Source organism: Aquimarina ulvae (genome assembly GCF_053613295.3).
The window spans coordinates 43,902-68,492 of the sequence record NZ_JBSIBP030000011.1; the positions used below are offsets into that span (position 1 = coordinate 43,902).

22 protein-coding genes are annotated in these 24,591 nt (G+C 34.1%); 4 read left to right on the forward strand and 18 right to left on the reverse strand.

Annotated features, from left to right (window positions below):
- Nucleotides 1–154: 154 nt before the first annotated feature.
- From ACWGOQ_RS19380 to ACWGOQ_RS19390, 3 genes are all read left to right on the forward strand, one after another.
- Nucleotides 155–2,635: an ATP-dependent Clp protease ATP-binding subunit gene (locus tag ACWGOQ_RS19380; RefSeq protein WP_452060175.1), complete on the forward strand. Its 2,481-nt coding sequence runs from the start codon at nt 155–157 to the stop codon at nt 2,633–2,635.
- Between the two features lie 62 nt (nt 2,636–2,697).
- Complete coding sequence (locus tag ACWGOQ_RS19385) at nt 2,698–3,147, forward strand: hypothetical protein (RefSeq protein WP_452060174.1); 450 nt, start codon at nt 2,698–2,700, stop codon at nt 3,145–3,147.
- A gap of 19 nt (nt 3,148–3,166) precedes the next feature.
- Nucleotides 3,167–4,519 carry a DUF5458 family protein gene (locus ACWGOQ_RS19390; protein ID WP_452060173.1) on the forward strand — a complete coding sequence of 451 codons (1,353 nt, stop codon included), beginning with the start codon at nt 3,167–3,169 and terminating at the stop codon, nt 4,517–4,519.
- Between the two features lie 58 nt (nt 4,520–4,577).
- Here the strand turns inward: ACWGOQ_RS19390 and ACWGOQ_RS19395 are convergent, their stop codons facing one another.
- From ACWGOQ_RS19395 to ACWGOQ_RS19415, 5 genes are all read right to left on the reverse strand, one after another.
- The gene (locus tag ACWGOQ_RS19395; protein WP_452060172.1) at nt 4,578–4,952 is read right to left on the reverse strand and encodes a response regulator; all 375 of its coding nucleotides are present in this window, start codon (nt 4,950–4,952) and stop codon (nt 4,578–4,580) included.
- Entirely contained in the window at nt 4,949–7,147 is a 2,199-nt protein-coding gene (locus tag ACWGOQ_RS19400) for a sensor histidine kinase (RefSeq protein WP_452060171.1), read from the reverse strand. The genes ACWGOQ_RS19395 and ACWGOQ_RS19400 overlap by 4 nt, the downstream gene beginning before the upstream one ends.
- A 117-nt stretch (nt 7,148–7,264) precedes the next feature.
- Nucleotides 7,265–7,663 (reverse strand): hypothetical protein, encoded by a 399-nt coding sequence (locus tag ACWGOQ_RS19405; RefSeq protein ID WP_452060170.1) that lies wholly within the window; start codon nt 7,661–7,663, stop codon nt 7,265–7,267.
- A 189-nt stretch (nt 7,664–7,852) separates the two neighbouring features.
- A complete protein-coding gene (locus tag ACWGOQ_RS19410) occupies nt 7,853–8,014 on the reverse strand; it encodes a hypothetical protein (RefSeq protein WP_452060169.1) in 162 nt (53 codons plus the stop codon).
- Between the two features lie 188 nt (nt 8,015–8,202).
- Nucleotides 8,203–8,358 carry an RHS repeat-associated core domain-containing protein gene (locus tag ACWGOQ_RS19415; RefSeq protein ID WP_452060168.1) on the reverse strand — a complete coding sequence of 52 codons (156 nt, stop codon included), beginning with the start codon at nt 8,356–8,358 and terminating at the stop codon, nt 8,203–8,205.
- A 397-nt stretch (nt 8,359–8,755) separates the two neighbouring features.
- On the opposite strand from ACWGOQ_RS19415, the gene ACWGOQ_RS19420 reads away from it, so the two are divergent.
- On the forward strand, nt 8,756–9,139 hold the full coding sequence (locus ACWGOQ_RS19420; protein ID WP_452060167.1) for a hypothetical protein: 384 nt from the start codon (nt 8,756–8,758) through the stop codon (nt 9,137–9,139).
- Nucleotides 9,140–9,336: 197 nt separating this feature from the next.
- Here ACWGOQ_RS19420 and ACWGOQ_RS19425 read toward each other — a convergent pair whose 3' ends face one another.
- From ACWGOQ_RS19425 to ACWGOQ_RS19485, 13 genes are all read right to left on the reverse strand, one after another.
- Nucleotides 9,337–9,693 (reverse strand): hypothetical protein, encoded by a 357-nt coding sequence (locus ACWGOQ_RS19425; protein ID WP_452060166.1) that lies wholly within the window; start codon nt 9,691–9,693, stop codon nt 9,337–9,339.
- Between the two features lie 13 nt (nt 9,694–9,706).
- A complete protein-coding gene (locus tag ACWGOQ_RS19430) occupies nt 9,707–9,895 on the reverse strand; it encodes a hypothetical protein (protein ID WP_452060165.1) in 189 nt (62 codons plus the stop codon).
- A 108-nt stretch (nt 9,896–10,003) separates the two neighbouring features.
- A complete protein-coding gene (locus ACWGOQ_RS19435) occupies nt 10,004–10,177 on the reverse strand; it encodes a hypothetical protein (RefSeq protein ID WP_452060164.1) in 174 nt (57 codons plus the stop codon).
- Nucleotides 10,178–10,187: 10 nt separating this feature from the next.
- Nucleotides 10,188–10,697 (reverse strand): hypothetical protein, encoded by a 510-nt coding sequence (locus ACWGOQ_RS19440; protein WP_452060163.1) that lies wholly within the window; start codon nt 10,695–10,697, stop codon nt 10,188–10,190.
- Nucleotides 10,698–10,718: 21 nt separating this feature from the next.
- Complete coding sequence (locus ACWGOQ_RS19445; RefSeq protein ID WP_452060162.1) at nt 10,719–14,885, reverse strand: RHS repeat-associated core domain-containing protein; 4,167 nt, start codon at nt 14,883–14,885, stop codon at nt 10,719–10,721.
- Nucleotides 14,886–14,887: 2 nt separating this feature from the next.
- Nucleotides 14,888–16,249 (reverse strand): hypothetical protein, encoded by a 1,362-nt coding sequence (locus ACWGOQ_RS19450; RefSeq protein ID WP_452060161.1) that lies wholly within the window; start codon nt 16,247–16,249, stop codon nt 14,888–14,890.
- 6 nt (nt 16,250–16,255) lie between these two features.
- Nucleotides 16,256–18,043, reverse strand: coding sequence for a type VI secretion system Vgr family protein (locus ACWGOQ_RS19455; RefSeq protein ID WP_452060160.1), 1,788 nt, complete (start codon nt 18,041–18,043; stop codon nt 16,256–16,258).
- Nucleotides 18,044–18,619: 576 nt separating this feature from the next.
- The gene (locus ACWGOQ_RS19460; protein ID WP_452060159.1) at nt 18,620–18,871 is read right to left on the reverse strand and encodes a hypothetical protein; all 252 of its coding nucleotides are present in this window, start codon (nt 18,869–18,871) and stop codon (nt 18,620–18,622) included.
- A 92-nt stretch (nt 18,872–18,963) separates the two neighbouring features.
- Nucleotides 18,964–19,521 (reverse strand): hypothetical protein, encoded by a 558-nt coding sequence (locus ACWGOQ_RS19465; RefSeq protein WP_452060158.1) that lies wholly within the window; start codon nt 19,519–19,521, stop codon nt 18,964–18,966.
- A gap of 11 nt (nt 19,522–19,532) precedes the next feature.
- A complete protein-coding gene (locus ACWGOQ_RS19470; RefSeq protein WP_452060157.1) occupies nt 19,533–21,578 on the reverse strand; it encodes a M23 family metallopeptidase in 2,046 nt (681 codons plus the stop codon).
- A 4-nt stretch (nt 21,579–21,582) separates the two neighbouring features.
- Nucleotides 21,583–22,257, reverse strand: a complete 675-nt coding sequence (locus ACWGOQ_RS19475; protein ID WP_452060156.1) for a PAAR-like protein — start codon at nt 22,255–22,257, stop codon at nt 21,583–21,585.
- Complete coding sequence (locus ACWGOQ_RS19480) at nt 22,250–23,137, reverse strand: hypothetical protein (protein ID WP_452060155.1); 888 nt, start codon at nt 23,135–23,137, stop codon at nt 22,250–22,252. Before ACWGOQ_RS19480 ends, ACWGOQ_RS19475 begins: the two co-directional genes overlap by 8 nt.
- 9 nt (nt 23,138–23,146) lie before the next feature.
- A complete protein-coding gene (locus ACWGOQ_RS19485) occupies nt 23,147–24,586 on the reverse strand; it encodes a T6SS phospholipase effector Tle1-like catalytic domain-containing protein (RefSeq protein WP_452060154.1) in 1,440 nt (479 codons plus the stop codon).
- Nucleotides 24,587–24,591 lie beyond the last annotated feature (5 nt).

Below are 24,591 nucleotides of genomic sequence, written 5' to 3' on the forward strand. Positions count from 1 at the left end.
AACAAGCTATATTTGACTTAGGAAAGTATAAATTAGCAGGTAATAAAAAGCAAAATACCTTTTACATAAAGAAAATTTTAACTTTATGTGGTACTGATAGATAATTTTTTGCTAATTACTAGGTTATTTATTTACTTTACGAAAAACCAACTTCATGCAAATATTAGACTATATATTATCTCCAAAAGTAGATAATGCTATACATATAGCACAATCTATTGCTAAAGAGTACCATAATGATCAGTATAACTCGGCTCATTTATTAAAAGCACTGTTGCATAAAGATGTAGGGTTAAAAGATTTTTTTAACCAAATAGATGGAGATATTTATTACTACGAAGAATGGTCCGAAGTAAGAATAGAAGCACTACCCAGAGTAGTCAATATTCCGGATACGATTCGAGGAGATAAATCAATTGAGGCAGTATTTAACGAAGCTGATACAATCAAACTTAAACTAGGAAAGGACGAAATAACGCCCCTAGCTTTACTTATTGCGTTATGCACTCCTGGTGTTGGGTTCTCTTATGAGCAATTGAAAACATTACCATTAAAAGCGGATGAAGTTTTAATTGCGGCAACACAAGGAAAAGTAGTTGCAGCAAAAGGAAAATCAAGTAAAAACAACACTTTAAGCACCTCTGGGTCCACAAGTGATTCTGGTATATTAGATGCGTATTGTTTTGACAAAACTTTTGCGGCAAAAAACAAACAATTAGATGATGTTTTTGGACGTGATGCAGAAGTAAAAATGATTACCGAAATATTAGGGAGACATTCTAAACCAAATGTATTAATAACAGGTGAGCCAGGTGTTGGTAAAACGGTACTATTGGATGGGTTCTCAGAGGCAGTTGTTAACGGTAATGTACCAGGATCTTTAAAAAATGCGCAAATTTATGAACTGGATTTTATCAATCTCGTTTCAGGAGCAAGTTATAAAAGTGAAGTAGAAGACCGATTTAAAAAAATTATAACTGCCTTAAAAGAATTTGACAAGCCTGTTTTGCTGATTGATGAGATCAATAACTTAACCGATAAAGATAGTGGTAATCAAGGGTTGGTTAATATCTTGAAATCAGAGTTGGCTAAAGGTGAAGTTACATTTATAGCTACTGTCACCAACGATGCTTTTAGAAAACATATAGAGACAGATGAAGGATTGACTAGAAGATTCGAAATAGTAGCGCTCGATGAACCATCAGAAGAAGATGCGCTAACCATGATCTCTAATACGATCGATAAATATAAAGCACATCATAACCTAGATATTATTGACGAAACCATAGCTGAAGCAATACGACTTTCTAAACGGTTTAATAAAGATAGAAGCCTTCCGGATGCGGCTATAGATTTAATTGATAGAACGATGTCTGCCTCTAGGTATATGATTGAAACCACAGCAAACAATGTCGAGGCATTATTAAAAGATGTCAAAGAAATTGGAGAAAAGAAGTCTGAAGAATCAGAAAAAGTGTCATCAGTAAGTTGGATCTATAACAATCTAAAAAATAAGTTTAGTTATCTGCTATTTACAGAATTAGGTGAAGAAGAAATGGTTTTAGGTGAAGAGAGTTTTGATAATTACAAAACAAAAATTGTTGGTATTCTGGATCACTTTTTCAAAAAAGCTTCTGAAGAAAAGACGTTAGTTGATAAAAATGATGTTTCTGCAACGATTGCTAATAAAACAGGTATTCCGGTTGGAAAACTTCAAGCTGATGAAAAAGAAAGGTTATTAAATATGGAAGATCATCTTAAGAAAAGAGTGATTGGACAGGACCACGCAATTAAAACTATTTCAGAAGCAGTATTAGAATCAAGATCAGGATTAAGTAAACCAGGTTTACCCACTGGATCTTTCTTCTTTACTGGACCAACAGGTACTGGTAAAACAGAGTTGGCAAAATCTTTGGCTGAATTCTTATTTCAGACAGAAGACGCTATCATCAGATTCGATATGTCTGAGTTTAAAGAGGAGCATTCTGCAGCTCTTTTATATGGTGCACCTCCGGGTTATGTTGGGTACGAAGAAGGAGGTTTGTTAGTTAATAAAATAAGACAAAAACCATATTCAATTGTTCTTTTTGATGAAATTGAAAAGGCACATCCATCGGTATTCGATATTTTCCTTCAAATTTTGGACGAAGGAAAATTAAACGATAGGCTTGGTAAAACAGGGGACTTTTCTAATGCGGTTATTTTGTTTACTTCCAATATCGGAAGCGAACACGTAGTAAAATCTTTTACAAGTGGCGAAATACCAAAGTCCTCAGACCTTTTAGAGCTTATGTCAAGGCATTTCAGGCCAGAATTTTTAGGAAGACTTACTGAAATTGTTCCTTTTGCCCCTATAACTAAAGAAAATGTGGTGAAGATTTTCAATATTCAATTAAAAGATCTACATAAAGCATTAAATAAGCAAGAGGTAACTTTAGAACTAACAGAAGAAGCACAGGAGTACCTTGCTTATAAGGGGTTTACCCCCAAATATGGTGCAAGACCTTTGCGAGGAGTAATTAGAACAGATCTTAGGGGGCCGTTATCTAAAATGTTGATTACCGGAAAGATAGGCAAAGGAAATGAGGTTAAACTTGATGTTAAAGATGAAAAAATGCAGTGGTCCTATGAATAAAGAACCAAATCCTGCAATAAAATTAGTATATTTATAATTCACAATCATTATTTAGAGAAAGTATGAGTAATAACACATATGGATTAGGAGGAACAGAAGTTAAAACCGATGCCAGTGAAGCGATATTGGAAATCGGGCAGAATAAAACGCTACTCGTTCAAAAACTGACACATGATCAACCAATCAAACCACAAATCGTCAATGGATTGACCTCGATAGATCATGTATTCGAAAACTATAAACCCGAAGTAGAGGTAGAGTTTGAAGATGCAGATGGAGTAGAAAGTAAAGAAATGCTGAAATTTAACCACTTAGGTGATTTTGGAAAGAAGGGTATTATTAATCAAAGTAAGTTTTTAAATGATTTGAATACCGAAAAAGATCAGTACCTGAAAGTTGTAAAACAACTTAAATCAAATAAGATCTTGAAAACTGCTTTGGCAGATCCAGATGCAAAAGAAGCATTGATAAGATCCATTCAATCATTATTAGCAGAATTACAACAAGGTTAAAAGATAAAGCAGAGAATACATGGCAGCAGGAAAACAAGCTCAACAGAGTGTCAAAATAGAGAATCCGGCAAAGGAACTAAAGATAAATGAAGAAAAATTAGCCCGATATGGTGGATTTGATCTTTTAGAAGCGTGTATAGATGACGTTCAGAATATGAACCCTGATCGTAAAGCACGTAAAAAGATTTTCCTTACGGAATCAACAAAAAAAATGGAAAGAGCTAAACTCCAAAAGACATTAGAGATATGGAGTGATATTTTATCATCTTCTGAAGATATTTCTGTAATGGTTGAAGAGTCTGAAAAGCGCTCTGAAATTGCAGGAAAATCTTTAGAGAAAAACCTCGGAGCAGCTTTAGAGCAAACAAGAGAATTAGAACAATCATACAGATCTGTGGCTTTGTTCTTTAAAAATACAGAATCACAAAAAGTTAAGAATATTAATATCATGAATGCTGAATTAGAGCAGCTTAAAGACCTAGATAATACAAGGTTTATTGATGCTATTCAGGAGGAATTGGTACAAGGTTACGATCGTCTTGATTTAAGAGATAACTATGGGATCTTGGTGATACCAGGATATCTTGGATCTAATAAAGTGGTAGAAAAATGGGCGAAAATCGCTCACGAAAATAAGGTAATGATGATTACTGATTTTGAGCACCTTGATGAACCGGATGATGTGATGGAGATGTTTGAAGCTGCTAACCTTACTGGAGGTGATAAATATAGATCTAATGTAATGATGGCTTGTAACTGGCTTGTAGGTAGAGGAAAACACGATGAAGTAGGAGAAGAAGATGATCTTTATGTGCCACCATCTAGTGCCTTGGCCGGACAGGTTTATAGAACACTGATGTCTCAGGTTGCTGCAGGTAAGAAGCACGGAGGAATTAATGAAGTAGATGGGGTTCGTTTTGACTTAAAGAAGAGCGAAATAGCACAGTTAGAAAAGCTTGGATTAGTTCCGATGGTTAATGAGTATGGTAAAGTAATGGCTTTTTCTGCAAAAACTTTATTTAATGGAGATAATTTAGGACTACAAACATATTCTGTAGTAAGAGTATTCGATTATGTGACTAAAGTACTTATGGATTTTCTTAATAGAAGAGCATTCGAAAACTTTAATGCAAGAACACGTAAGGAATTGATGGGACAAATAGTTAAATTTCTCGACGAAATTACTGGTCCAGATCAGTTGATTGAGGATTTTTCAATCAAACGTTTCGAGCAGGATCCTAACCAAAAGGATAGAGTTTATCTAGATATTCATATGAAACCTTATTTTCCCGCTAAAAACTTTATGATAAAAATGGATGGTCAGAAGGGTGATGATGGTACAGATTGGGATTCTGATTATGAACAACAATAAATATTGAAATCAATTATTAAGTATTGAAGACGAGTGTTATAGTTGTAGCACTCGTTTTTTAATTCATATTTGTTTTTACTTTAGAAATAGCTGATAAAAGCTTTTCAAAATTAACAGGTTTGGAAAAATATTTATCAAAACCTACTTTAATAAATTTTTGGGGATCACCTGGCATTGCATAAGCAGTAACCGCATATATCGGGATGTTTTTTAACCCATCGATTTTTTTAAAACGCTTCAATAACTCACAACCGTCCATTTGATTCAACCCAAGATTTATATCTACCAAAATTAAATCAAGAGTTGATTGTTTTACTATTTTCAATGCGGTTGGTCCATTTTCCGCAATCATCACATTAGATGCATTTTTAGATAGCATCTTATTCATGACCATGGCATTAATTTTATTATCTTCTACGTAAAGAATATTCATATACTTTCAGGTATTGTAATGATAAACTCAGTTCCATGATCTAATTTACTAATAACTTTAATTTTTCCACCTAGGATTTCTATATATCTTTTGGATAGGCTTAAGCCAATTCCAGTACCTTCATACTTGCGACTTAACCCTATACTTTCCTGTATAAAAGGGTCAAATATTTTCTTTAAATTATCTTTTTCAATGCCAATTCCTGTATCTTTTATGGTAATCTTAATTTTGTTCTTTTTTTCTTTTACCCTGACTAATACCTTTCCTTTATCGGTGTATTTGATGGCATTATGGATGATGTTGTTTATTGCAGTATGGAAAATATCCTCATCAATCATAGCAGAAGGACAACTTTCGTCTAATTCTAAGATATATTTAAGATTTTTGGAATTTGCAAAATGGCGATATTCTCGATAAGAAGTTTCTACCGTATAATTAATATCCGCCTCAACATAGTTGAGGTTTTTTTGAATTGTTTCTAATTCACTGAAGTGCGATAGGTTATTAATAGTATCAAGAAGACGTTCTTTACTTTCGTTTAGATAAGCTGCCAATTTCTTACGGTCATTTGGATTTTCTTCTCCAAGTAATATCATATTGCATATCGTTATAATACCATTTAAAGGTGTTCTAATCTCATGACTAAAATTAGATAGTATATTTGATTTCAGACTGCTTAATTCTTGTTCTTTTACATGTGCCTCTTTGATAACTTGCTCCGCCAGTTTTTGTTCTGTGATATCGTGAAAACTTACAAGAACTGCATTAACCTGATCTTCTTGGTTTTTAATAGGCGTGTATTTTGATTCCAACCATTGTATCCCACCTTCATGCATTATTCTTTGAATTTCTTTTTCGACTGTATTTCCTTTTAATGCTTCATTAAACTTATGAGCAAAAGTGTTTTTGAAATTAACAGGCATAACATCAATAAAGCGTGATGTAGTTGTCCTTGGATCTATACCAAAATCTCTTTTTATAATTTCTATAGAACGTTCATCTGCCATTATTATTCTCCCTTCTATATCAAGTAAAATGGTATAAACAAAACCGTTATTAACCATTGCCAACAGTCGACTTTGGTTTTCTCCTATCGTTTGCTCGTTTATTTTTTTTTGATGAACGTCGATGAGGTTACCAATCATTCGTATTGTATCTTCCTTTTCATTCTTTTTCCTATACCCGTATACTTCATAATGACGATACCCTCCGTCCAGATGTTTAAGTCGATAATAGTTAAAATAATGATTTCCACTTTTTGATAGGTTGCTAAGATGTCGCTTAAGGGCTTGATCAGCATCTTCGGGATGGATCATTTTTCTGAAGATTTCTTCTGGGACAAAATCAATATGGAGAGGTAAACCCAACATTTTTCTAAAATCCAAGCTATAAAAGACAGTGTTGTTTTCAATATTATGATCAAATAGACCTGATCGGATACCTTTTAATGCTAGTTTTTTTGTTTCTTCATTATGTTTTAATTGCTCTATATAATTATGCTCTTCGGTAATATCAGAAAAGCTACCATTTATAAATATTACGTTACCGTTGTGGAACACTGGTTCTCCTATAACACGCACCCATTTTTCTGTGTTAGTTAGTAACCGGTCTACATAATCACATGCTGTTCCAAAGTTTATTAGGTTGTCCCAATAACTTTTTACACGTACTCTTGATTCTTCAGGGTAATATAGTAACGCCTGTTCGATATTTATTGGGGTTCCCGGTTTAAGGTCATGTAATCGATAACATTCTTTTGAAAAGTATAACTGGTCGTTTATAGGATCATAATGCCAAGTGCCAGTTTTTGTTAATCTAGAAAGAGTTTTTAAAAAACTATGTTCTTCATTTTCTAAAGTGACATCCATTCCCGAAGCATAAATACGGTCTTTATTATAAACGAGATCAAATTTTACTGATAGTACTTTATCGGATACCATGGTTCCAAACCGAAAGGTTTGACTAATTTTAGAAACTTTATCACATAATTCTGTAATAGCTTTAGTAAAGTATTTTTCATCCTCGTCTATGATAAAATCAGCAATTGATTTACCAATAATTTCACTTTTTGGTAATGAAAATAAAATTTCACATCGCTTATTCGCTTTATATACTTTTCCTTCTTTATCTAAGACTATTAGAAAAAGCAAAGTTTTATCTGCGAGAAACTGAAATTCGTCTGCTGTAAATGCCATATATCTAGGTAGAAAATTCTACTCTTAAAGTTACAAAAATGATTCATATTTAGAAACGTTGATTTTCATCAACAGAATTAGCCGTTGCTAGGCTTTAGTTAAGATGGAGGAGGAGGTTTAATCTGGTGATTTTTTAAGGTATTTATACGCCAGAATTAAGATACCAAACCCAATAAGTACATACAATCCATAGGATTGCCAAAAAGACACACTTTTTGTGGTAAGCAAGAGCGGAGTTTCCTTGTTGTATAATATTGTAATTCTATCGCCCTTTTCATCAAACGGTTCAATAAATGGGATATGAACTAATTTTACAGTACCTGTTAGACTATCTCCTTCTAAAGTTTTATAAGCTACCGTTGCAGTTGCAGAAGATCTACGGCTTTTAATTTTGAAATTAATCTTTTGTATTACTGCTTCGGTTTCAATATATGTGGTCGTTTTTTCCTGAGCACTTCCATTTAGCGAAATAAAATACAATAAAGAAGAAAGATAACAGATTTTTAGATTTTTCATTGTTGGTTAATTAGTACTCTAATATACTATAACAATTGTAGATTATGAAATGAGATATTACTACAGAAAACTTACTCAACATCCTTTCTTGATAACTGAATGTACAGCCTGTCAAAGAAGCCTTTAGCGAACTCCTGAAAGTCTAGCGCGATATTCTGACTCGGTCACTAAAAAGTTCTAATAGACCTTTTACACTCTAACCTCATAAATATCATCTGCTTCCTGCCGGGTTTTTTCTCCTTTAGAATTATACATTTCCACCGGTGTCCCTAGATATTCGGTAACGATAGAGTTGGAATCTTCAGCTGTTATCTTAGCAGTAGGTTTGATTCCCAAGTAATTAAATTTCAATAGGTTATGTTTTGCTTTGCTTGAGCATACCATATTCATAAATTACTAATTCTGGTCTTTGATTAAGACTATAATTCCATTGATGGTGCGGAAAAACAGTTACATTCCATTAATTTCAGCATGTCCAGAAGGAGAACTATTAAAAACTTGTGAATTATTACCTGCAGTAATTTTTGCACTGGCACCATTCATAAAGCCGTCTCCCATAATCCTTTCACATCAACCCAAGCATTTGTATCGTGCACGTAACTATAAAATCTATCACCTCCTTTAAATCTAACCGGATCTTGGCTGGTATACACTCCTTCCTCTGGCGCATAGTACCTAAACCTGTTATAATACAATCCAGTTTCTATATCCTCATACTGTCCTTGATATCTAAAACCTGTACGATATTCAGAGGTAAGATTTACCTTTTCCTCACGAGTTTGCCAACAAAAAGCAAAGAACGTCTTGTTTCACTTTCTCAAAAATAGTTTTTATTCTCTCAAAAGTAAAATAAAAAGTGTGCATATTTTCTGCGCTGCAGCAACCCAGATGCATTGCAGAAAAAGCAATACAACTTCTGTGTCACTGCAGCTTCCTTTCCCTCGATATTGTACATAATACGAGTTATACCCGCACTTCCTTCGTCAGGAGCTATAACAGTATTATGTACAATACTCCCGTAGCTTCGCCCGAAGCTGCCATTGCGTTCGAAGTATAAACTGATTTTAGTTATCTTTAATCAAAAACATAATTTTGGAGACAGGTATATTGATTTCTATTGTTGGAGCACTTTCAGCCGTGATAGTTTCACTGATAGGAGCTTGGAGAGCTAACAAAAACAGTATTTTATTACAAACAAGAAGATTAAAAGAAGAGCATTATATCAAGTATATTGAAGCGTTACCTAATAATATTGAACACAATAACGAAAAAAGTTTAGCCGATTACGTTTTTACAAGGGATAAACTTTTTATTATAGCAAGCGAAGACATTTTAAAAAATTTGATAAAATATGAAGATGAAGGCATTGATAAAAATCTTGATCATGATATTCACTTAACTGAACTGATAAAATCTATAAGAGAAGATTTGGATTTAACCAATAAAAAAATATCGCTACACTATAATTTTATTTAGAACTAATATAAATCATTGTTTTTTTCGTAAAATTCTAAAAGTTGCATAAATGCTTCTTTTCATACATAAAGTAAACATTCTTGCTTATAAAAAAAAACAGCTACATTTCTGTAACTGTTTCTTTAACTTCTTATCGCTTATTCATACGGCTACGAAGTTGAAAACTTTGCAGAGCTGGTTATAACTGATTAATTTTATTAAAAAATAAAAACTTCTTCTTTCAGATTATTTTCCTTAATAAATTCTGTCTCCCAATTATCATATGATTCGGGTATTTCAACCAATTTTGGATTATTTTCCCAATACATATCTCCGTAATAACATACCATAGCCCAATGATAAGGATGTTCATGAGAAAAGAAATATACATCATTAGTGGAAGAAATAGGGGGTTTGAATATTTTACAATTTTCAACAGACTTACCTGCTTCTTCAATAGGTACATTACAATATTTATTAATACAGCCTTTTAGTATCTCACAAAATGTATGAAGATTAAATGTGACTTCCTCTTGGGTTGTGTTATCTATAAATTTTAAATCATCGTTTTTCATAAACCAAACTTGATTAACTGCACTTAACTTTTCCTTTATTGTGTTTATCAAATAATTTAGCAGCTTTGTCCGTGAATATTGCTAATTGATGACCTATTGGTTTAGGTTTTCCTCCTCTAGGATTAGCAAGCATAGGTCCATCAATACCATCAAACGAATGATTTAGAGTTCCCTTTCTTCCAGAAGTAACAGTATCTGCCAATTCATCAGTTGCTCCATCAAAAGTTTTAATATTTAGTTCGGCTAATTCACTATCAGGGATATCAAAATGAATTACTTCTCCACCTTTTCTACTTGCCCAAGATTGTGCTTATGCTAGATCATTTGTTACATAAAAACCTTCTTGACTGGAAGGATTAAAGTCTAGATTAGGTCTTCCTTTTGAAGGATCAATTCCTTTCATAACCGCTTCCGTACTTGAACTTCCATTGATAATAGCAATATTTGCCTTTGGTTGATTTAGGTTCTGATTCTGACAGTTCAATCATATTTAATTATAAAACTTCAATTACTGGAGCCTTATCGTTAAACATATCTGTAACCATTTCCATATTTATACGTGATTTTTCATAAAAATAATTGTCATGAAGGGAGGAGCCTCCTTTAACTCCTATTCCTATGGAATCATCTTTTTTTAATTTCCTTTTTATTGAATTAAATACTTTTCGAATTGTTTTGTCGGGTTTTTTCGAAATTAGCCTTAAAGAAATTCTTTCAATTTTATTATTGGATACTCTTCCTCCTGTTCCTTCGATGGCAAATTTAGAAGCTTCAGTGCTATAAAAGCTATACTTGAGATCAGCAATATTTTCTAATGATATGTAGAAATTTAGGTTTTTATCTCGATTTTCTTCAATTGCATATTCCTTGTTTAATTGGTGTTTATTTATGGTGTTATCTGTATCTCTTTCTTCTATATAAAATCGAGCATTATTTTCATTTAAAATTTCAGAAGTATAAGAAATAAAGTCAGAAAATGACATTACTAAATTTATGTATGACATATTAATAAAATTATATATAATTTAATTGCATCCGCCTTTTATCTTTTTACCAGGTTTTGATCTATAATCAGAATCTTTACCATACCCCTCAAAACTAACATCATGACCTTTAGCTTTTACATCATCAATAGCTACTCTTTCTCTTTTGATACCAGTTGTGCCATCTTCTAATGTTCGCCCTACGTTTATATGATAAACCGATCCATCAGCATTTTTAAATGAGGCATCCATTCTACGATAAGGTTTTTCTCCACCTTGGGTATCTAAGGTTATCTCTGTCAAATCTCCACCACCAATATGCTCAACTCCAGGTTTAGTTTTTTCTCTATCTATTATTTCTGAAATTTTAGCATTATGATCTCCTGTGCCTTTAGTTTTTGGTCCTGGTTTTTTATAAGGTGTTCCATCTTTCTTGGTCTTTCCTTTCCATCTTTGACCAGCAAGTCCAAATACATCAATTAAACTATTAGTATCATTAACATAAGAATATAGGCTTATTCCTCCCCTTAATCGAACTGGATCTTGGCTGGTATACACTCCTTCCTCTGGCGCATAGTACCTAAACCTGTTATAATACAATCCAGTTTCTATATCCTCATACTGTCCTTGATATCTAAACGGACAATCTTCCAAAGAACCTTTTACAAGTTTACGTACTTTTCCATAAATATCATACTCTACTTGCCAGGTTTTTTCGCCTTTACTATTATACATCTCTACAGGAGTACCAAGGTAATCTGTTATAATAGAGTAGGAGTCTTCTGTTGTTATCTTAGCAGCAGGTTTAAAAGTGCCTTCATCAAATACCCAAGTAATTAAATTTTCAATAGGTTCTGGTTTACTTTTCTTGAGCATACCATATTCATCAACTACTAATTCTGGTCTTTGGTTAAGACTATAATTCCATTGATGGAGCGGTACATTCCCATCCCAGACGAATCTTGTTATTTGCTTATTTGCCTTTGACACGCTATGGCTGTTATCTGAGATTTTTGCGGTTCGTCTTCCTAGTGCGTCATATTCAAATTCAGTTACTTTATTTTTAGGATCAGTAACAGATTTCAGCATACCGTTACCATACCATTCATAATCCCAATTTCCTTTATTGGTAATTTTGGTAATTAAATTACCTTCTGCATCGTATTTAAACTTGTTGCCATCTGCTTCCAGTAATTGACCTCCGGTTCCGTATTTGCGATCTCCTTTGCCTTCAGTTCTATATAAATTACCAACTTCATCTGGTAATTTGTAATCAAATTGTTTATTTTCATATCGAGCGCTTGCCAGATTGTTGAACTCATCATAGCCGTAAGTAACAGCACCTTTGGTTAGTTCATCTACCATTTTAGTCAGTCGGTCATTGACATTCCAGGTATAAGTACGATGGCGCATTTCTCTGTTACTTGAAGTCACTTTCTGTTGTATAGGTCTGCCAGCGTGATCATATTCGACATGATTGGAAATACCACCAGGAAGTATGCGTTCTACTTCCATACCCAGACTGTTATGAGAGAATTGCGCGTTCCAGGTATTTCTCTGTCTGCCTTCATCGGACTTCTCTTTTTGAGAAGGAGAGAAGCTACTACTTGCGCTAACTTCTTCTACGAGTCCAAGTTTATTTCTTGATAAGGCAATATTTGCTCCCAGGCTACTGGTAATATTAGTTCGATTACTTAGTGCATCATATTCGCTTTCGACCAGATGTCCATCTTGGTTCTCTGCAGTAATACGCCCTGTCTTATCTCTAATTAGTTGTACCCGGCTATTTTCATTAACGGCTTCGGTTAGATTTCCATTAAGGTCGTAGCTATAGGTTTCCCAAGTACCATCACTATATTCTGCTCTTGTGATTCTTCCGTTTAGGTCATACTCGTATGTTGTAAATTTATCATCCGGGCGATTTATTTTTAGTACTTTTCCTGCACGATCACGATCATATTTTCTGGTCAATCCATCAAACCCAATTTCTCTTACAATCTCACCATTTTCATTTCTAGAAAATCGATAAAACTCATTGTGTTCATTTGTAATTGTATTCAGTTGTTCTTCGGTATCATATTCAAAATACACTTTGGCACTATTTTCTTCTCGCATCTTCAGACTTCCTAAAGGTGTGTACTCAAAGTTGATTTCACGCTTTTTTTGATCTATCGTTTGGATCACCTCATCATATGCATTGTATGTTAACTTAATAATATTAGCGTCCGCTTGTCTTATTTGATAGATGCGATCTAATTCATCATAGAAGAATTGTTGTTGATGGTTTTCAGCATTTTGGGTGTGCAAACATCTTCCCCAAGGATCATATTCCCAGTTGGACTCTGCTCCGTTGGGCAGGATAAGTTTATGCAAGTTATGATCTTCATCATACTTCAGTTTTGTTCTGTTTCCGGCATTATCTCTTACTTCACTAATCAATCCTTCCTCGTTATATTCAAATGAAGTTACACCTCCATCTAACCCTATAACGGCGTGTAAACGATCATTATCAAACGTTTTTATAACAGATCCTCCAGAAGGATCTTTAGTAAGAACCAATCTATCATTATCATCATAAACAAATCCAATGACGGAACCGTCCGGTTGGTGTAAGCCCGTTAAATTTCCGCGCTCGTCATAACTATATCCTGTTATATTTCCTTCTTCATCTATATCACGATAGGGTTCCATATACGGAGTATATTCATGAAATATATGATTTCCCATAGGATCTGTAACCTGTGTACAAAGATTTAGCTGATTAAAATAATAGATACTTTCTTGATCTAATGAGTTTGTTATTATATTGTATCCCTTGTTGTATTCAATAGTTCCGGACAGAATTCCTTGATCGCCCCACGTTTCTATACATCGAGAGCCAGTGTTTTTTCCATCATATTTCCAGTAGAACGCTTGTCCGTTACGATCTGTTTTTTTGATCATCAGATGACTTTCATATTCCATAACTGTTGCTTGATCTAACGCATCAATTATTTCGGTCAAATCACCTTCTTCATTATAGGTATATTGTACTAATGTTCTTGTTTCTCCCTGATGTCTGGCAGTTACTTTAGTCACTCTATTTTCTTCATCCAAATCCAAATCAATTTTTCTACCAGCGGTATCTATAATTCGCTCTAGTTGATAAACAGCATTGTAAATAAATTGAATTCTGAAGCCTTCTGGGTTTCTTAAACTTGTCGGTTTGTATAATGTATCCGAATATTTCGTAAAGCTATAGGTTTGTTGCGATTGATGATCTATAACTTCATATGTAGTGCTATCTATAAATTTTAGCGTCAGCTTTTCTGTTCTATTAAAAGAAGACTCATTTTCTGTAAGTAACATCGGAAAAGAAGTAATCCTGCCATCAGGAAGACGCATTACAATAGCGTCTTCATCATATTCTATGTGTAATGCCAAGTCATAATTACAATGCATTCCGTGTCCTATCATACCTTCATACCCAGAATCAGAATACCAATTACGCTCCCAACGAATTGGTATTTGTCCGGCAATACTAAAATCTTCTCCATCATACACCATTCGGCCAGTGACCAAATCTACCGGCTCGAATCCCATTTTACACATTTTTTTGCTAAGACCTTGTGTGGCAGGGAATTTCTTTAATACTTTGTTATTTAGTTTTTTAAGTCCTTTTCCGGCTCCTTTCATTAATGCCCCAAATCCATAAGACATCACTAAGGCCATCAACATTCCTAATAAATCTGGAGCATAAGGGCCTCCTACATTTACTGGTTTTCCCATAGGAATAGGAATACTCATAGAAGAAGGTAAATACAAACTAGGTATTGGCTTCATTTTTTTACCAGGAGTTAATGATAATGGAATTCCTATGTCATTACAAGTCATGGTCATATAGCCAGCTGGTGTAAAATATGCATCTTCTGCGCTTACTTTGGTGCTACCAAAAAAGTTCATAGAGTCGTGTCCAATCATGGGAGCCATCGCAAAAGGACCACCCATAGGAATATGAATCATAGTACCGATCATACCTGCCGTACCACTATTTCCTTTGGGAACACAATTAACATTTACAGTAGAACCTATTATTGGAATATAATCCATGGGATCCACCACCATGCCAATATATGGATGTGGCATCGGTACCGGAACTCCGGGCGGAATGATCACAATGTGTATATCAATTCCAACAACCGGGGTAAAATGTTTACTTGCTAATAACATATCTAGAACCAGTTTAATATTGAAAGACTCTTTTTTTCCATTTCTTTGCGGTGCTCTTCTACTTTTTCTCTCCAGCCTTCACCTTCAGTTTCTGTCATAAAGCGGTTTACAGATTCGCATTCTTCTGTATTTCGGTTTTTCTCAGAAATGTTATAAAAATCCGCGGCGATATAGGCCATACAAGTTGACTTTATCATTTCTGTGGGTAGTGAAATACCATAGCTATATGCTTTAGAAACAATGGTAGTATATCGCTTTTTATCTCTTTTCTTAATAACATTATATCCCAACCACCAAGCTGTCAGGGCTTGTGGTCCAAAACCATATTCAATTGAGATATCAGCCTGTTTGCAGAAAAAGTCTGCTGCAAGATCTTTTTCTTTTTGTAGTTGCTTGCAACTAGCTAGGTATCCATAGTTTTGTATGATCACTGGTTTGCAGGTATCCTCTCCTCCTAATAATCCCTGCTTGGCAATTGCAAGTCCTTTTTGAAGTAGTTCTTCTATAGTTTGATATTCTCTAAAGCTAAAAAGCATGCCTGCGTAAATCACATGTGCAGTTGCAAAAGCTGATTTGCTACCTGATTTCTGAGTAATCATTAATCCTTTTTCTCCCCAGTTATGTAGTCTTGGAAGGTTTTTCTTGGTTACGCTTTTGGACATTTCGATTAGGCATTGCCTAAACTGTACCTCTGGATCATTTGGATCACCTGCCGATGCTATTTTATTGATTGCTCCTTGTAAATCTAATGGTACCGATAAAGATTTAGAAATGTCACTATGGGTTTTAGTTACTTGGTCAAAATACCGTTCTTCTATATAATCAAAGAACATTAATCTTACCTTATCAGGTAGTCCTAATTGTGCCAGAGTGTCGATCCATTTACCATATTCTTTAGTTTCTTCTACAGAATACGGGTACAATGATAAAACCAATGACAGTTGTGGATTAGGCATCGCTTTTTGAAATGTGCTCAACATTTCTAATAGTAATAGATCACAATCGGTGTTTTCATTTGCTAGTTTGGACTCATACGTGGTAACATTCCAATCAAATTTTAGATTTCTTGTATCTAAATCTTGTTGCAATGTTTGATCTTTTTTGAAAGTTTCTATCCAGTCTTGAATTAATTTCCTGCTATGAGTTTCTTTTTTTTCAAAAGCAGTAAGTAGTACAATAGGAACATCTGGTAAACCGCCGTTTGGTGTAGATTCTAGACGCAAAAATCCTTCATACAATCTGGCTTGATCAGGTTTTATCAACCATCTCACTAATTTAACATGAGTATATGGACTTACTCCATCAATCCATTTTTGCTGAATTGTTGTAACTAATTGTGCTATGGGATTATGCTCGTTGTTCATCGCGTTTTAACCACAGTTAAGATTTAAGAGACCGCCTTTTACGTTGGTCATTGCAGTACCATCGATGTCAGTCATTCCTTTACTGGTAAGTTTTAATTCTGCTTTTCCTTCCACCAAGGTACTCGGTGCTCCGATTTCTACTTTTGCTTTGCTATTAACAGTCACCTTTGCACTTCCATCAGTAAGGATTTCTTTAGAAGTTAGATTTACATTATTTATACCATCTATATTAACAGTTTCTGAGGCGTTGATGTTAATTTCTTTGGATGAAAAATTAATTTTTTCAGGCGCGGTAATGTTTATTTCCTTTTTAGAAGTATCTAAGATAATGGAGTTCCCATTTTTGTCCGTAATAGTAATTGTTTCTTTTCCATCTTCATCAGAAAATGATAGGGTGTGACCTCCACGAGTTTTAATGGCTTTGATGTCATTTTTTTCTGTTTTCCAATCGCCTGCATTACTTCCTCCAGTAAAGAGAGCTCCCATCACATAAGGTCTTTCTGCATTGCCTCCTTCAAAACCTACGATGACTTCTTCTCCTTTTTCTGGAGTAAACTGAAACCCTTTACCTCCTCCTGCGTGTGGAGTCATAACCCGCAGCCAAGGAGTCATTTCTCCGCTGGCTTTTTGCCACGGGAACTGCACTTTGATTCTACTCATTCCATCTGGGTCGGCATTATCGGTTACAGTTGCTACTTGTGATTCGCTTTTCGGAAATGCCATCATATTCGTATTAGGATACACATCCAGATCTGCTGTAACAGCTACGAATCGATTTTGATACTTTCCATTCTCGGTGGATGAATGTGATACACTAATAACCCTGAAGCTTCCATAATGAGATTTTTCCCCTTTAATTTTTATTGCTTGTCCAAGATTCACTCCGGGATTATCACTTACTCCCTGAATCTGAACCTGTCTTATTTCTGTGGCTTTTTTTTGCTGCTCAACGTGTTTATCTAGGCGTTTTTTTAATTGAGGGTCATAGTAAGCATTTACATAAACACTCGTTTCTTTTGCAAAAATAGCTTCACTTTTCTCACTGGTAAATCCATTAAATCCATTAACACCGGAGCTCACCTGAGCACTAGCCATTTCGTGTTGCTCATCGGTAAGATAATCATTGGTGAAGTATTTAAAATTATTTGGAGTAGGGTTGAGGTTTAGAGAAAACTCTTGTAAGTCATGGCCATACCTGAGTTCTGTGGGTTCATCATCTTCAGGCTTTCCAAATACCAGCCTGCTTCCATCGTAGTAAAACCATTCGCTATATTGCGCTGCCAATCTACTCGCATACTTAAAAGAACTCTCATTATGTTGTACACTGTAATGAAGGCTTTCAGGATTTTGAGGATTAAAACTCGTTTCTAATTTGGATTTATCGTATCCCTGAAATGTTTTATCTAGTATCTCTATAAGTCCTACGTCACTATGAGAATCGTAATGGGGTCCATCATCTGTTATAATACTACAACTCTGTGCTTTGATAGAGATCATATCACCACTTTGCTGATGGAACCCTTTGGTATTGCTCACTGAAGTGACAATGCCTTTAAATTCTAATTCCTTATATCCATTGACAGTATCAAGAGAAGAAACTTTAACAGTTAGAATCTCACCCAGATAATTTTTGCTTTCTGAAGCAATTTCTCCCGCTATATTTTCTAATACATCCATACGACATAGAAGTTCCAGTGCATGATGTGTATCAATTTCCTGATGAAGCATTAATTTCTTATAAGCTTTGATGGGAGATCCTCCTATGAAAATTTGTGTGTTTGATTGCAGAGCCATAATTTCTTTTTGTTTTCAGTTGTATAGCGTAATAATGAAATTCTATCTGTCATTATATTTTAGTGTACTATTAGAAAGCATAGTTAACTTTCTCAATTATTCGAACGATTTGGGGAAGAATTGTAACTTTTCGAATTATTTAACAGCTATCAAATTAAACATCTTTTATTCTTAAATAAAAATACTTAATTTTTTAAAAGTCTTCTAGTTAACCATGTTATTTTTGCGTTTTCTTACATAAAAATGGGTGTTTTCCCCCTTTATTTCGTTCATTAGTATATAGAACCTATCGTATAATTGTTACCCTATATTTGAAAAATAATTTGCAAGCAAGTATTGAACTTTAAGTACTGGGCTACTGGATTTGTGTAGGAATGGTCATTAAATTTTCTCTATATTTGACCGAGTTTTTTAAGTATTAAGCAAGAATTAATGTTTTTATTCAGTAAGATTAGGATACGTTAAAAATTGTCTAAATGTTCAATTCACTATCTTTCCTGAATCAAACTAAATCAACTACTAAATTATTTTAAACTTTCGCCATCCTACACTCATACTACCAATACTTGGCTATTTTTACTGCCCATCAAATATTGCATAAATAGGTTCGTTTAATTCATAATAAAGATCTCTTGCCGCGCGAATTCTAATTCCTGGATTTCTTCTGTATCCAAATGTTGGAGCATTTGTTTCGTGTAGGCGATATTTCCAATCTTTATAATCTTTATTTTTAAATCCATCCGTATGATTTAATGGCATCGTTCTAAAAGGAAATAACAATCCCGGAGTTTCTAGGTTAAAATAATTTTCAAAATCCTTACCAATCACTGTTCCAGGATTTTTTACGCTTTCGCATTGAGATGTTAACCAAAGGGAATTAGTTTTGTATTTTGAAATTCAATGTTTGAAATTTGGATTTATTAACCATCGAAATCACCGCAATCGATTCCTCCGAATTTTGAAATATCTTTTTCTTTAGCAAGGTATTTGCTAATACTTATACCGTCAATTATAGTTCCTTCTATTTCTATTTCATATATAGGTATATCATTTAAAGGTTTTACAATTTTTATACTTTTTATATAATCATCCTTAAAATTTAAAATCAAAATTTTTCCTTTGATATTATAATCTTCAATCTTAACTTTTTGGAAGATTTTTTTATCATAGTAATTTTTAATTTGTAAGAATTCTTTATTTAATTCAAATACACACAATTCATTAGAATAACAAGCAGCAGTAAAATCAATCACATACTTTTTATAAGGATCTGTTTCCCTATTGCTCTCAATCTTCTCCATTCCGATCAATCTAAATCCGATTAGCTCATCAATTTCAAAATCTTTTTGGATACTTTTTAAAGTATCTATTTCAGCGTTAGCTTCTTTCTTTTCAATAGACTTATTTTTCTTCCCTAATTCTTTATGATTGTTACAGGAAAGAAGTAAGGCAACTAGTATTATTAAAATATTTTTCATGAGTTTGCTTACTATTTCATTAATCCTTCTTTTTTAGAATTCTTATACATTATATTTAAAAGTGATAAGGGATCTATTAAATCTTTCCTTCGTTGAAAAGAAGAGCCACTTATATGTTTGCCCGATTTAGCATACAACATTTCGTTATATTTAACACTTGTATTCGACAAAGCTCCACTTTCTTCTCCAGTATATATTTCTAAATGGAGCATTCCTCTTTTTTCTCCTGAGGGTTGTTTTATAAATCGCCCATTTTTTGTTAAAAGCCCTATTTCGGCAATTTTTTGACCTCTTACAACCTTATCTCCTGTCTTAACTAAGATGTTATTTTTATTAACCTCTCCATACCGTACCATAATGTTAAAACCAGATTTTTTCTGATATTCGTGTTCAATTTCGATAACCCAAGTATCCCAATAAAACGAAGCTACTCTTTTTACAACACCATCAGCAATTGAATAAATTGGCTCATTCAATTCATAATACAAATCGCGTGCTGCATGTATTCTCGTGGAGGATCTTAAAACGCCAAAAGTTGGAGCTTTATATTCACGTAGAGTGTAATTAAAAGGTGTGTAAAAATTGTTTTTAAAACCATCAGGATGATTTAAAGGGATAGTTCTAAAAGGAAACAGTAAACCGGGAGTTTTGAGTTTAAAATAACTTTTAAAATCCTTACCAATCATTTCTCCGGTGTTTTCAACACTTTCGCATTGTGTGGTGAGCCAAAGTGAAGTTATTTCTCGCTTTGAAATTTTTGGTTCAGGGGTTTCTTGTACTGTTGTAGTCTTTACATAATCCTTTTTGTTACTAAGATCTGGTGATCCTCTAAACGCTTCAATTTGTATTTTTTTTCCTACCAACGCCTTATCAAAAACAAGTGTCAATTGATTTTTACTATCGATGATTTCTGACTTAGCATATGTATACCATCCTGTTTTACTTTTAGCATCGATATATGTTTTTTCTTTATCTGCTGTCGTAGTTTTAGGATCGCCTTGTACATAGAAAGACCAGCGGATATTTTTTTTATCATCTTCCGTCGCAGATGTTCCGTATGTATCTAAAGTATATACAGCATCTTTATCAATGCTAATGGTCTTTGGCCCACTTATCTCTTTAGGAAAACTCTTTTTGTTCTCTTTCTTATCTGCATCGGCATCACGGGTAAGCGTAATAAAAGTTTCGTTTTTTCTGGTTTCAGCTAACACTTTTGCATCTTCAATCGCTTTTTTTCCTTCTTCGGTTTCATCTTCCCGGATGTATAAAGCTTCCTGCCAACCCTCAAAACTTTTAAAAGCATCTTCGCCATCAGTTTTGATCTTGTCTTCTTTAGGACGTAACTGTATTTTTTTGATACCTACTTCTATTTTATTTTCGTTTTCTTCTTTATACAAAAATAAATTACCATTTTCTTTAGTACCATTTTCCTCTTTTACATCAATCGCTATCCAATCACTAGCTTCTGTATCTGTGGTAGTATCTTCTTTTTTTGCAAATACTAAAACAGGTAGTATATCGTCTTTGGTTTTTAGTAATTTAAGATCACTCTCTTTTTCGTAAATCTTAAGTTTTACTGTTTTGTCTTTAAGATTTCTGGTCTCTGTAATGAGGTATACTTGATATCCCATTGGTGCAGAAGTAATCTTTTTGTAGTATATCTTGGTTTCTTTTTTATACTGATCGAAGGTTAGGGTACTATCTTTTGCATGACTTTGTAAAGGCCATTTTTTACCTGTTTCCTTTTCATTAATAATTTTTGTAATATCTACGAGCTTTACTTCCTTATTTTGTGATGATAGTTCGTCATTTATACTTTTATGGATAGCTTTGGCGACATTAGATCGTTTTGTTTTGCTATCAGTGCTCGTTACTTTTTCAAACGTATATTGATATGTACCATCTTTTAAAGATTCTTCTTTTACTGTTTTCTCTGCAAAATAAGCACTAGTAACTTCAGGTTCTTCTTCACTAACCAGATTTAGTACTTGATCATCAAAGCAAAAAGTTCTATCCATTACCTCGATATCCATATATAATTCTCTAGTTCTTGTCATACCTTTATGATTTATTCCAATCTTTATCCGTTTCTACAGGGCTTAATTCCGCAGTACCATCAGCTTGTACAGTTCCTGTATAGGTTAGCTGTTCTTTTTTACCATCGATCTTACTTCCTTTAGTGTCATTTACTTTTATGGTCATGGACTCACCAGGATCTACATTTTCTGTTCTAACAAACATAGTTGCTTTTTCTCCGTATTTGATTTCATCAATCTTTTCTTTCCCTTCTTCATCCATCCAGTAACTTTCCACTACTTTAGGAGCTTTGTCATTGCCCATCATAGCACCGGGAATGGTCATTGCAATTTCTTTAAACTTTGTACTGGCACTGCCTGCGGTATTAATTTGCATGGGTTGCAAAATGGAAACTTTACCTCCGGTAGCACACATACACTCAGAATCTTCGTACAAAAATTTCTTGCTTCCGCCAAGTGTTGAGGTTTTGGTCGTTTTTGTCCATTTTTGCAAAGCAGGAATACATGGTAAATATCCTCCACTAGTGGGTTTTAATTTACACTGTCCAAAAGTGGCAGGGACCTGATTATCCATATCAGTAGCCTTAAATTTGCCTTGTATTTTCACTTTTTGATTTTGTGTAACTAATAGTTTTGCTGGTACAAAACCTTGATTGCATTCTAATAATGCACCGTCTAATACGTATATTTTACTACTCATCTTTTTCTAAATTAAAGGTTATGGTAGTTGTTTTTTTATATAAATCTTTAACCTCAAAGATATATTCCAACATTCCTGTTGTAACCAATCCGTATGCTGGTTTGATGGTATATTTACCTTTATAGTCAAAATCCAAGGTATGTTTATCACCGGGATTTGTCGGAAGTTTTCCTAAAAAACCGTTTAGCTTTGCCAATGGAAATTTATCGTGGTCGATATCCATTTCGGCATCTGCACTAATCAGGACTTTAGTAAAACCAATATCTTGTTTGGTTATTTTCTTTTGTTCTATTATCGGAATGTTAATACTCCCCACAGCATTGGCGATCATTTTTGGCTGTTCGATAGCTCTTTTACTTTCGAATTCTCTGTAAAAAACATTGGAAAAGAAAAACTGATAAAAATTATCATTCAGAAAAACCTGCTGAATATTATCTTCTTGTAATTGCCAGTCAAAATCACTTGCCATCTTTAATAAATCTGGATACTCTTCTAACAAATCCATTTTTACTTCTTTCCATTTTCGCCTTATTTCTTTAGTATTCACGACCTTGTTAAATCTAAAATTTTTGTCCAGTTTAAATTCTAATGTGTCATTAACACCAGCTACTTTTAAAGCAATTTTTTGTGCTTTATCTACTTTTCGAATTACACTGAATTTTTCATTTAGAAGGAATCGTTTTTGGACTTCTATTCTATAATCAAGTAATCCATCTTGATCCATACCATAAAAGGTTAGATCAAATTCTATCCCAACAGCAGAATACGATTTGTTTTTACCTTTTTCAATAAGATTTGCTACTTCTGCGGTGTATGTACGTGTGGTTCGCTCTCCATTGAGTTTTATGATCTGATTGATATGGGGTAGGGCACGCTCCATTAACTTAAATTATCCAGCTTGGGTTACACGTTCTCGATTACCATGAACTCTATTTGGCCCCATTCCTATACTGTTGTAGTGAGCAGAAAAATGGAAGTAACGATTTCTAAGTGTTCCTAATAAAATTCTATGTTCCGGATTATCGTATGACATTTCAACACCGTCGTTAAATACATATTCATCCAGAATAGTTTTTGCTGAACTTAACTCTGATGTTATAGCATATGATCTTGTAATTTTACTCATTACGAAATTCACTCCTTTATCTTTAGAAAATTTTGCCATAATTTGCAATGGAATATAACTATATTTATTGCTTAGACCTTTCCTGTCTCCTGTGAGAGTTCCCCAAAAATCACTTATTGTGATTTCATTTGGTTGAAACCACCCTTGATCAATGAGTAATTGTCTTTCTCTTTCCAAATCATTGAGATTTGTAACTGTATAATCCAGGCGAACTTCTTCATCCGAGTTATCAACATAACCACCGCCAATATCTGAATGTACTCCAGGCAAGAATTTCTCGATACCTCTATTGCCTGTACTTCTGATATCGGTAAGTCTAAAGTTACTTCTATGTTCATCGGCAGCTGCAAGCTGTAAGGTGTTTTGAGATTTTTTAACGGCATTTAGCTTAAGCTGAGTTGTATTATTACCATGAGATAATCCTAAAGAAGCCACCGTATCAAACAATCCCGTAAAATGTATTACGACCATTTTTACGTTGATTCCTTTTTCTTCTAAAAATTCACCTAAGGCTCCGTGATCAACTTTCCAATACACTTTTCCTCCCCGCCCTACACGTTTTTTAAACTGCCCTTTTCGTTGGGTTATTTCATGGATAAAATTTCTTGCAGCAGCAGCACCACGGCTAAAGCCATAGGTTTCTATGGTCAATACATTAATATCCTTTTCTCCTGTTCTTTCGATTTTAATAGCTACTTGCTCACACCCTTTTTTTACTTTAGCTCGAACACCAGTGGATCCCGTACCTAATCCCATTCCAGTTTTAGAATCTGAACCTTCATTTTCGGTTCCTATACCTTCTATATATATAGAGAACTTCTTGACTTTTTCTTCGTCAACAGCCTCATAGGCAGGTTCTATTCGTGAAATATTAGAGTGATCATTATCATAACTACCAGTTTTGTTGGGACTCCAGGGTGTTCCCCACCAGATATCACGATATTTTCTTACCAATTCTGCATTATGAGGTTCTCCACGTTTCATTTTTTCATATTCCAAACGTATATTTGTGTTTTCCCTATTATTAGCGGTACCATCAAAAAATATAGCAGCAGTGACATTAACGCTTTCTTCTGGAGTTAATTCTTCATATTCTGCATTTCCTACATGTACTGGTGCTGTTTGTACATTTACTCCGCTCAGTACGTTTCTTGTAGTCTCTTGTGCTCCAGATGAGGTTGCCGTTAATCCTATACTTCCCATATTAG

Coding starts and splice junctions, on each gene's coding strand:
- ACWGOQ_RS19380 (WP_452060175.1), top strand. CDS start 155: ATGCAAATATTAGACTATATATTATCTCCAAAAGTAGATAATGCTATA.
- ACWGOQ_RS19385 (WP_452060174.1), top strand. CDS start 2,698: ATGAGTAATAACACATATGGATTAGGAGGAACAGAAGTTAAAACCGAT.
- ACWGOQ_RS19390 (WP_452060173.1), top strand. CDS start 3,167: ATGGCAGCAGGAAAACAAGCTCAACAGAGTGTCAAAATAGAGAATCCG.
- ACWGOQ_RS19395 (WP_452060172.1), bottom strand. CDS start 4,952: ATGAATATTCTTTACGTAGAAGATAATAAAATTAATGCCATGGTCATG.
- ACWGOQ_RS19400 (WP_452060171.1), bottom strand. CDS start 7,147: ATGGCATTTACAGCAGACGAATTTCAGTTTCTCGCAGATAAAACTTTG.
- ACWGOQ_RS19405 (WP_452060170.1), bottom strand. CDS start 7,663: ATGAAAAATCTAAAAATCTGTTATCTTTCTTCTTTATTGTATTTTATT.
- ACWGOQ_RS19425 (WP_452060166.1), bottom strand. CDS start 9,693: ATGAAAAACGATGATTTAAAATTTATAGATAACACAACCCAAGAGGAA.
- ACWGOQ_RS19440 (WP_452060163.1), bottom strand. CDS start 10,697: ATGTCATACATAAATTTAGTAATGTCATTTTCTGACTTTATTTCTTAT.
- ACWGOQ_RS19445 (WP_452060162.1), bottom strand. CDS start 14,885: ATGTTATTAGCAAGTAAACATTTTACCCCGGTTGTTGGAATTGATATA.
- ACWGOQ_RS19450 (WP_452060161.1), bottom strand. CDS start 16,249: ATGAACAACGAGCATAATCCCATAGCACAATTAGTTACAACAATTCAG.
- ACWGOQ_RS19455 (WP_452060160.1), bottom strand. CDS start 18,043: ATGGCTCTGCAATCAAACACACAAATTTTCATAGGAGGATCTCCCATC.
- ACWGOQ_RS19465 (WP_452060158.1), bottom strand. CDS start 19,521: ATGAAAAATATTTTAATAATACTAGTTGCCTTACTTCTTTCCTGTAAC.
- ACWGOQ_RS19470 (WP_452060157.1), bottom strand. CDS start 21,578: ATGACAAGAACTAGAGAATTATATATGGATATCGAGGTAATGGATAGA.
- ACWGOQ_RS19475 (WP_452060156.1), bottom strand. CDS start 22,257: ATGAGTAGTAAAATATACGTATTAGACGGTGCATTATTAGAATGCAAT.
- ACWGOQ_RS19480 (WP_452060155.1), bottom strand. CDS start 23,137: ATGGAGCGTGCCCTACCCCATATCAATCAGATCATAAAACTCAATGGA.
- ACWGOQ_RS19485 (WP_452060154.1), bottom strand. CDS start 24,586: ATGGGAAGTATAGGATTAACGGCAACCTCATCTGGAGCACAAGAGACT.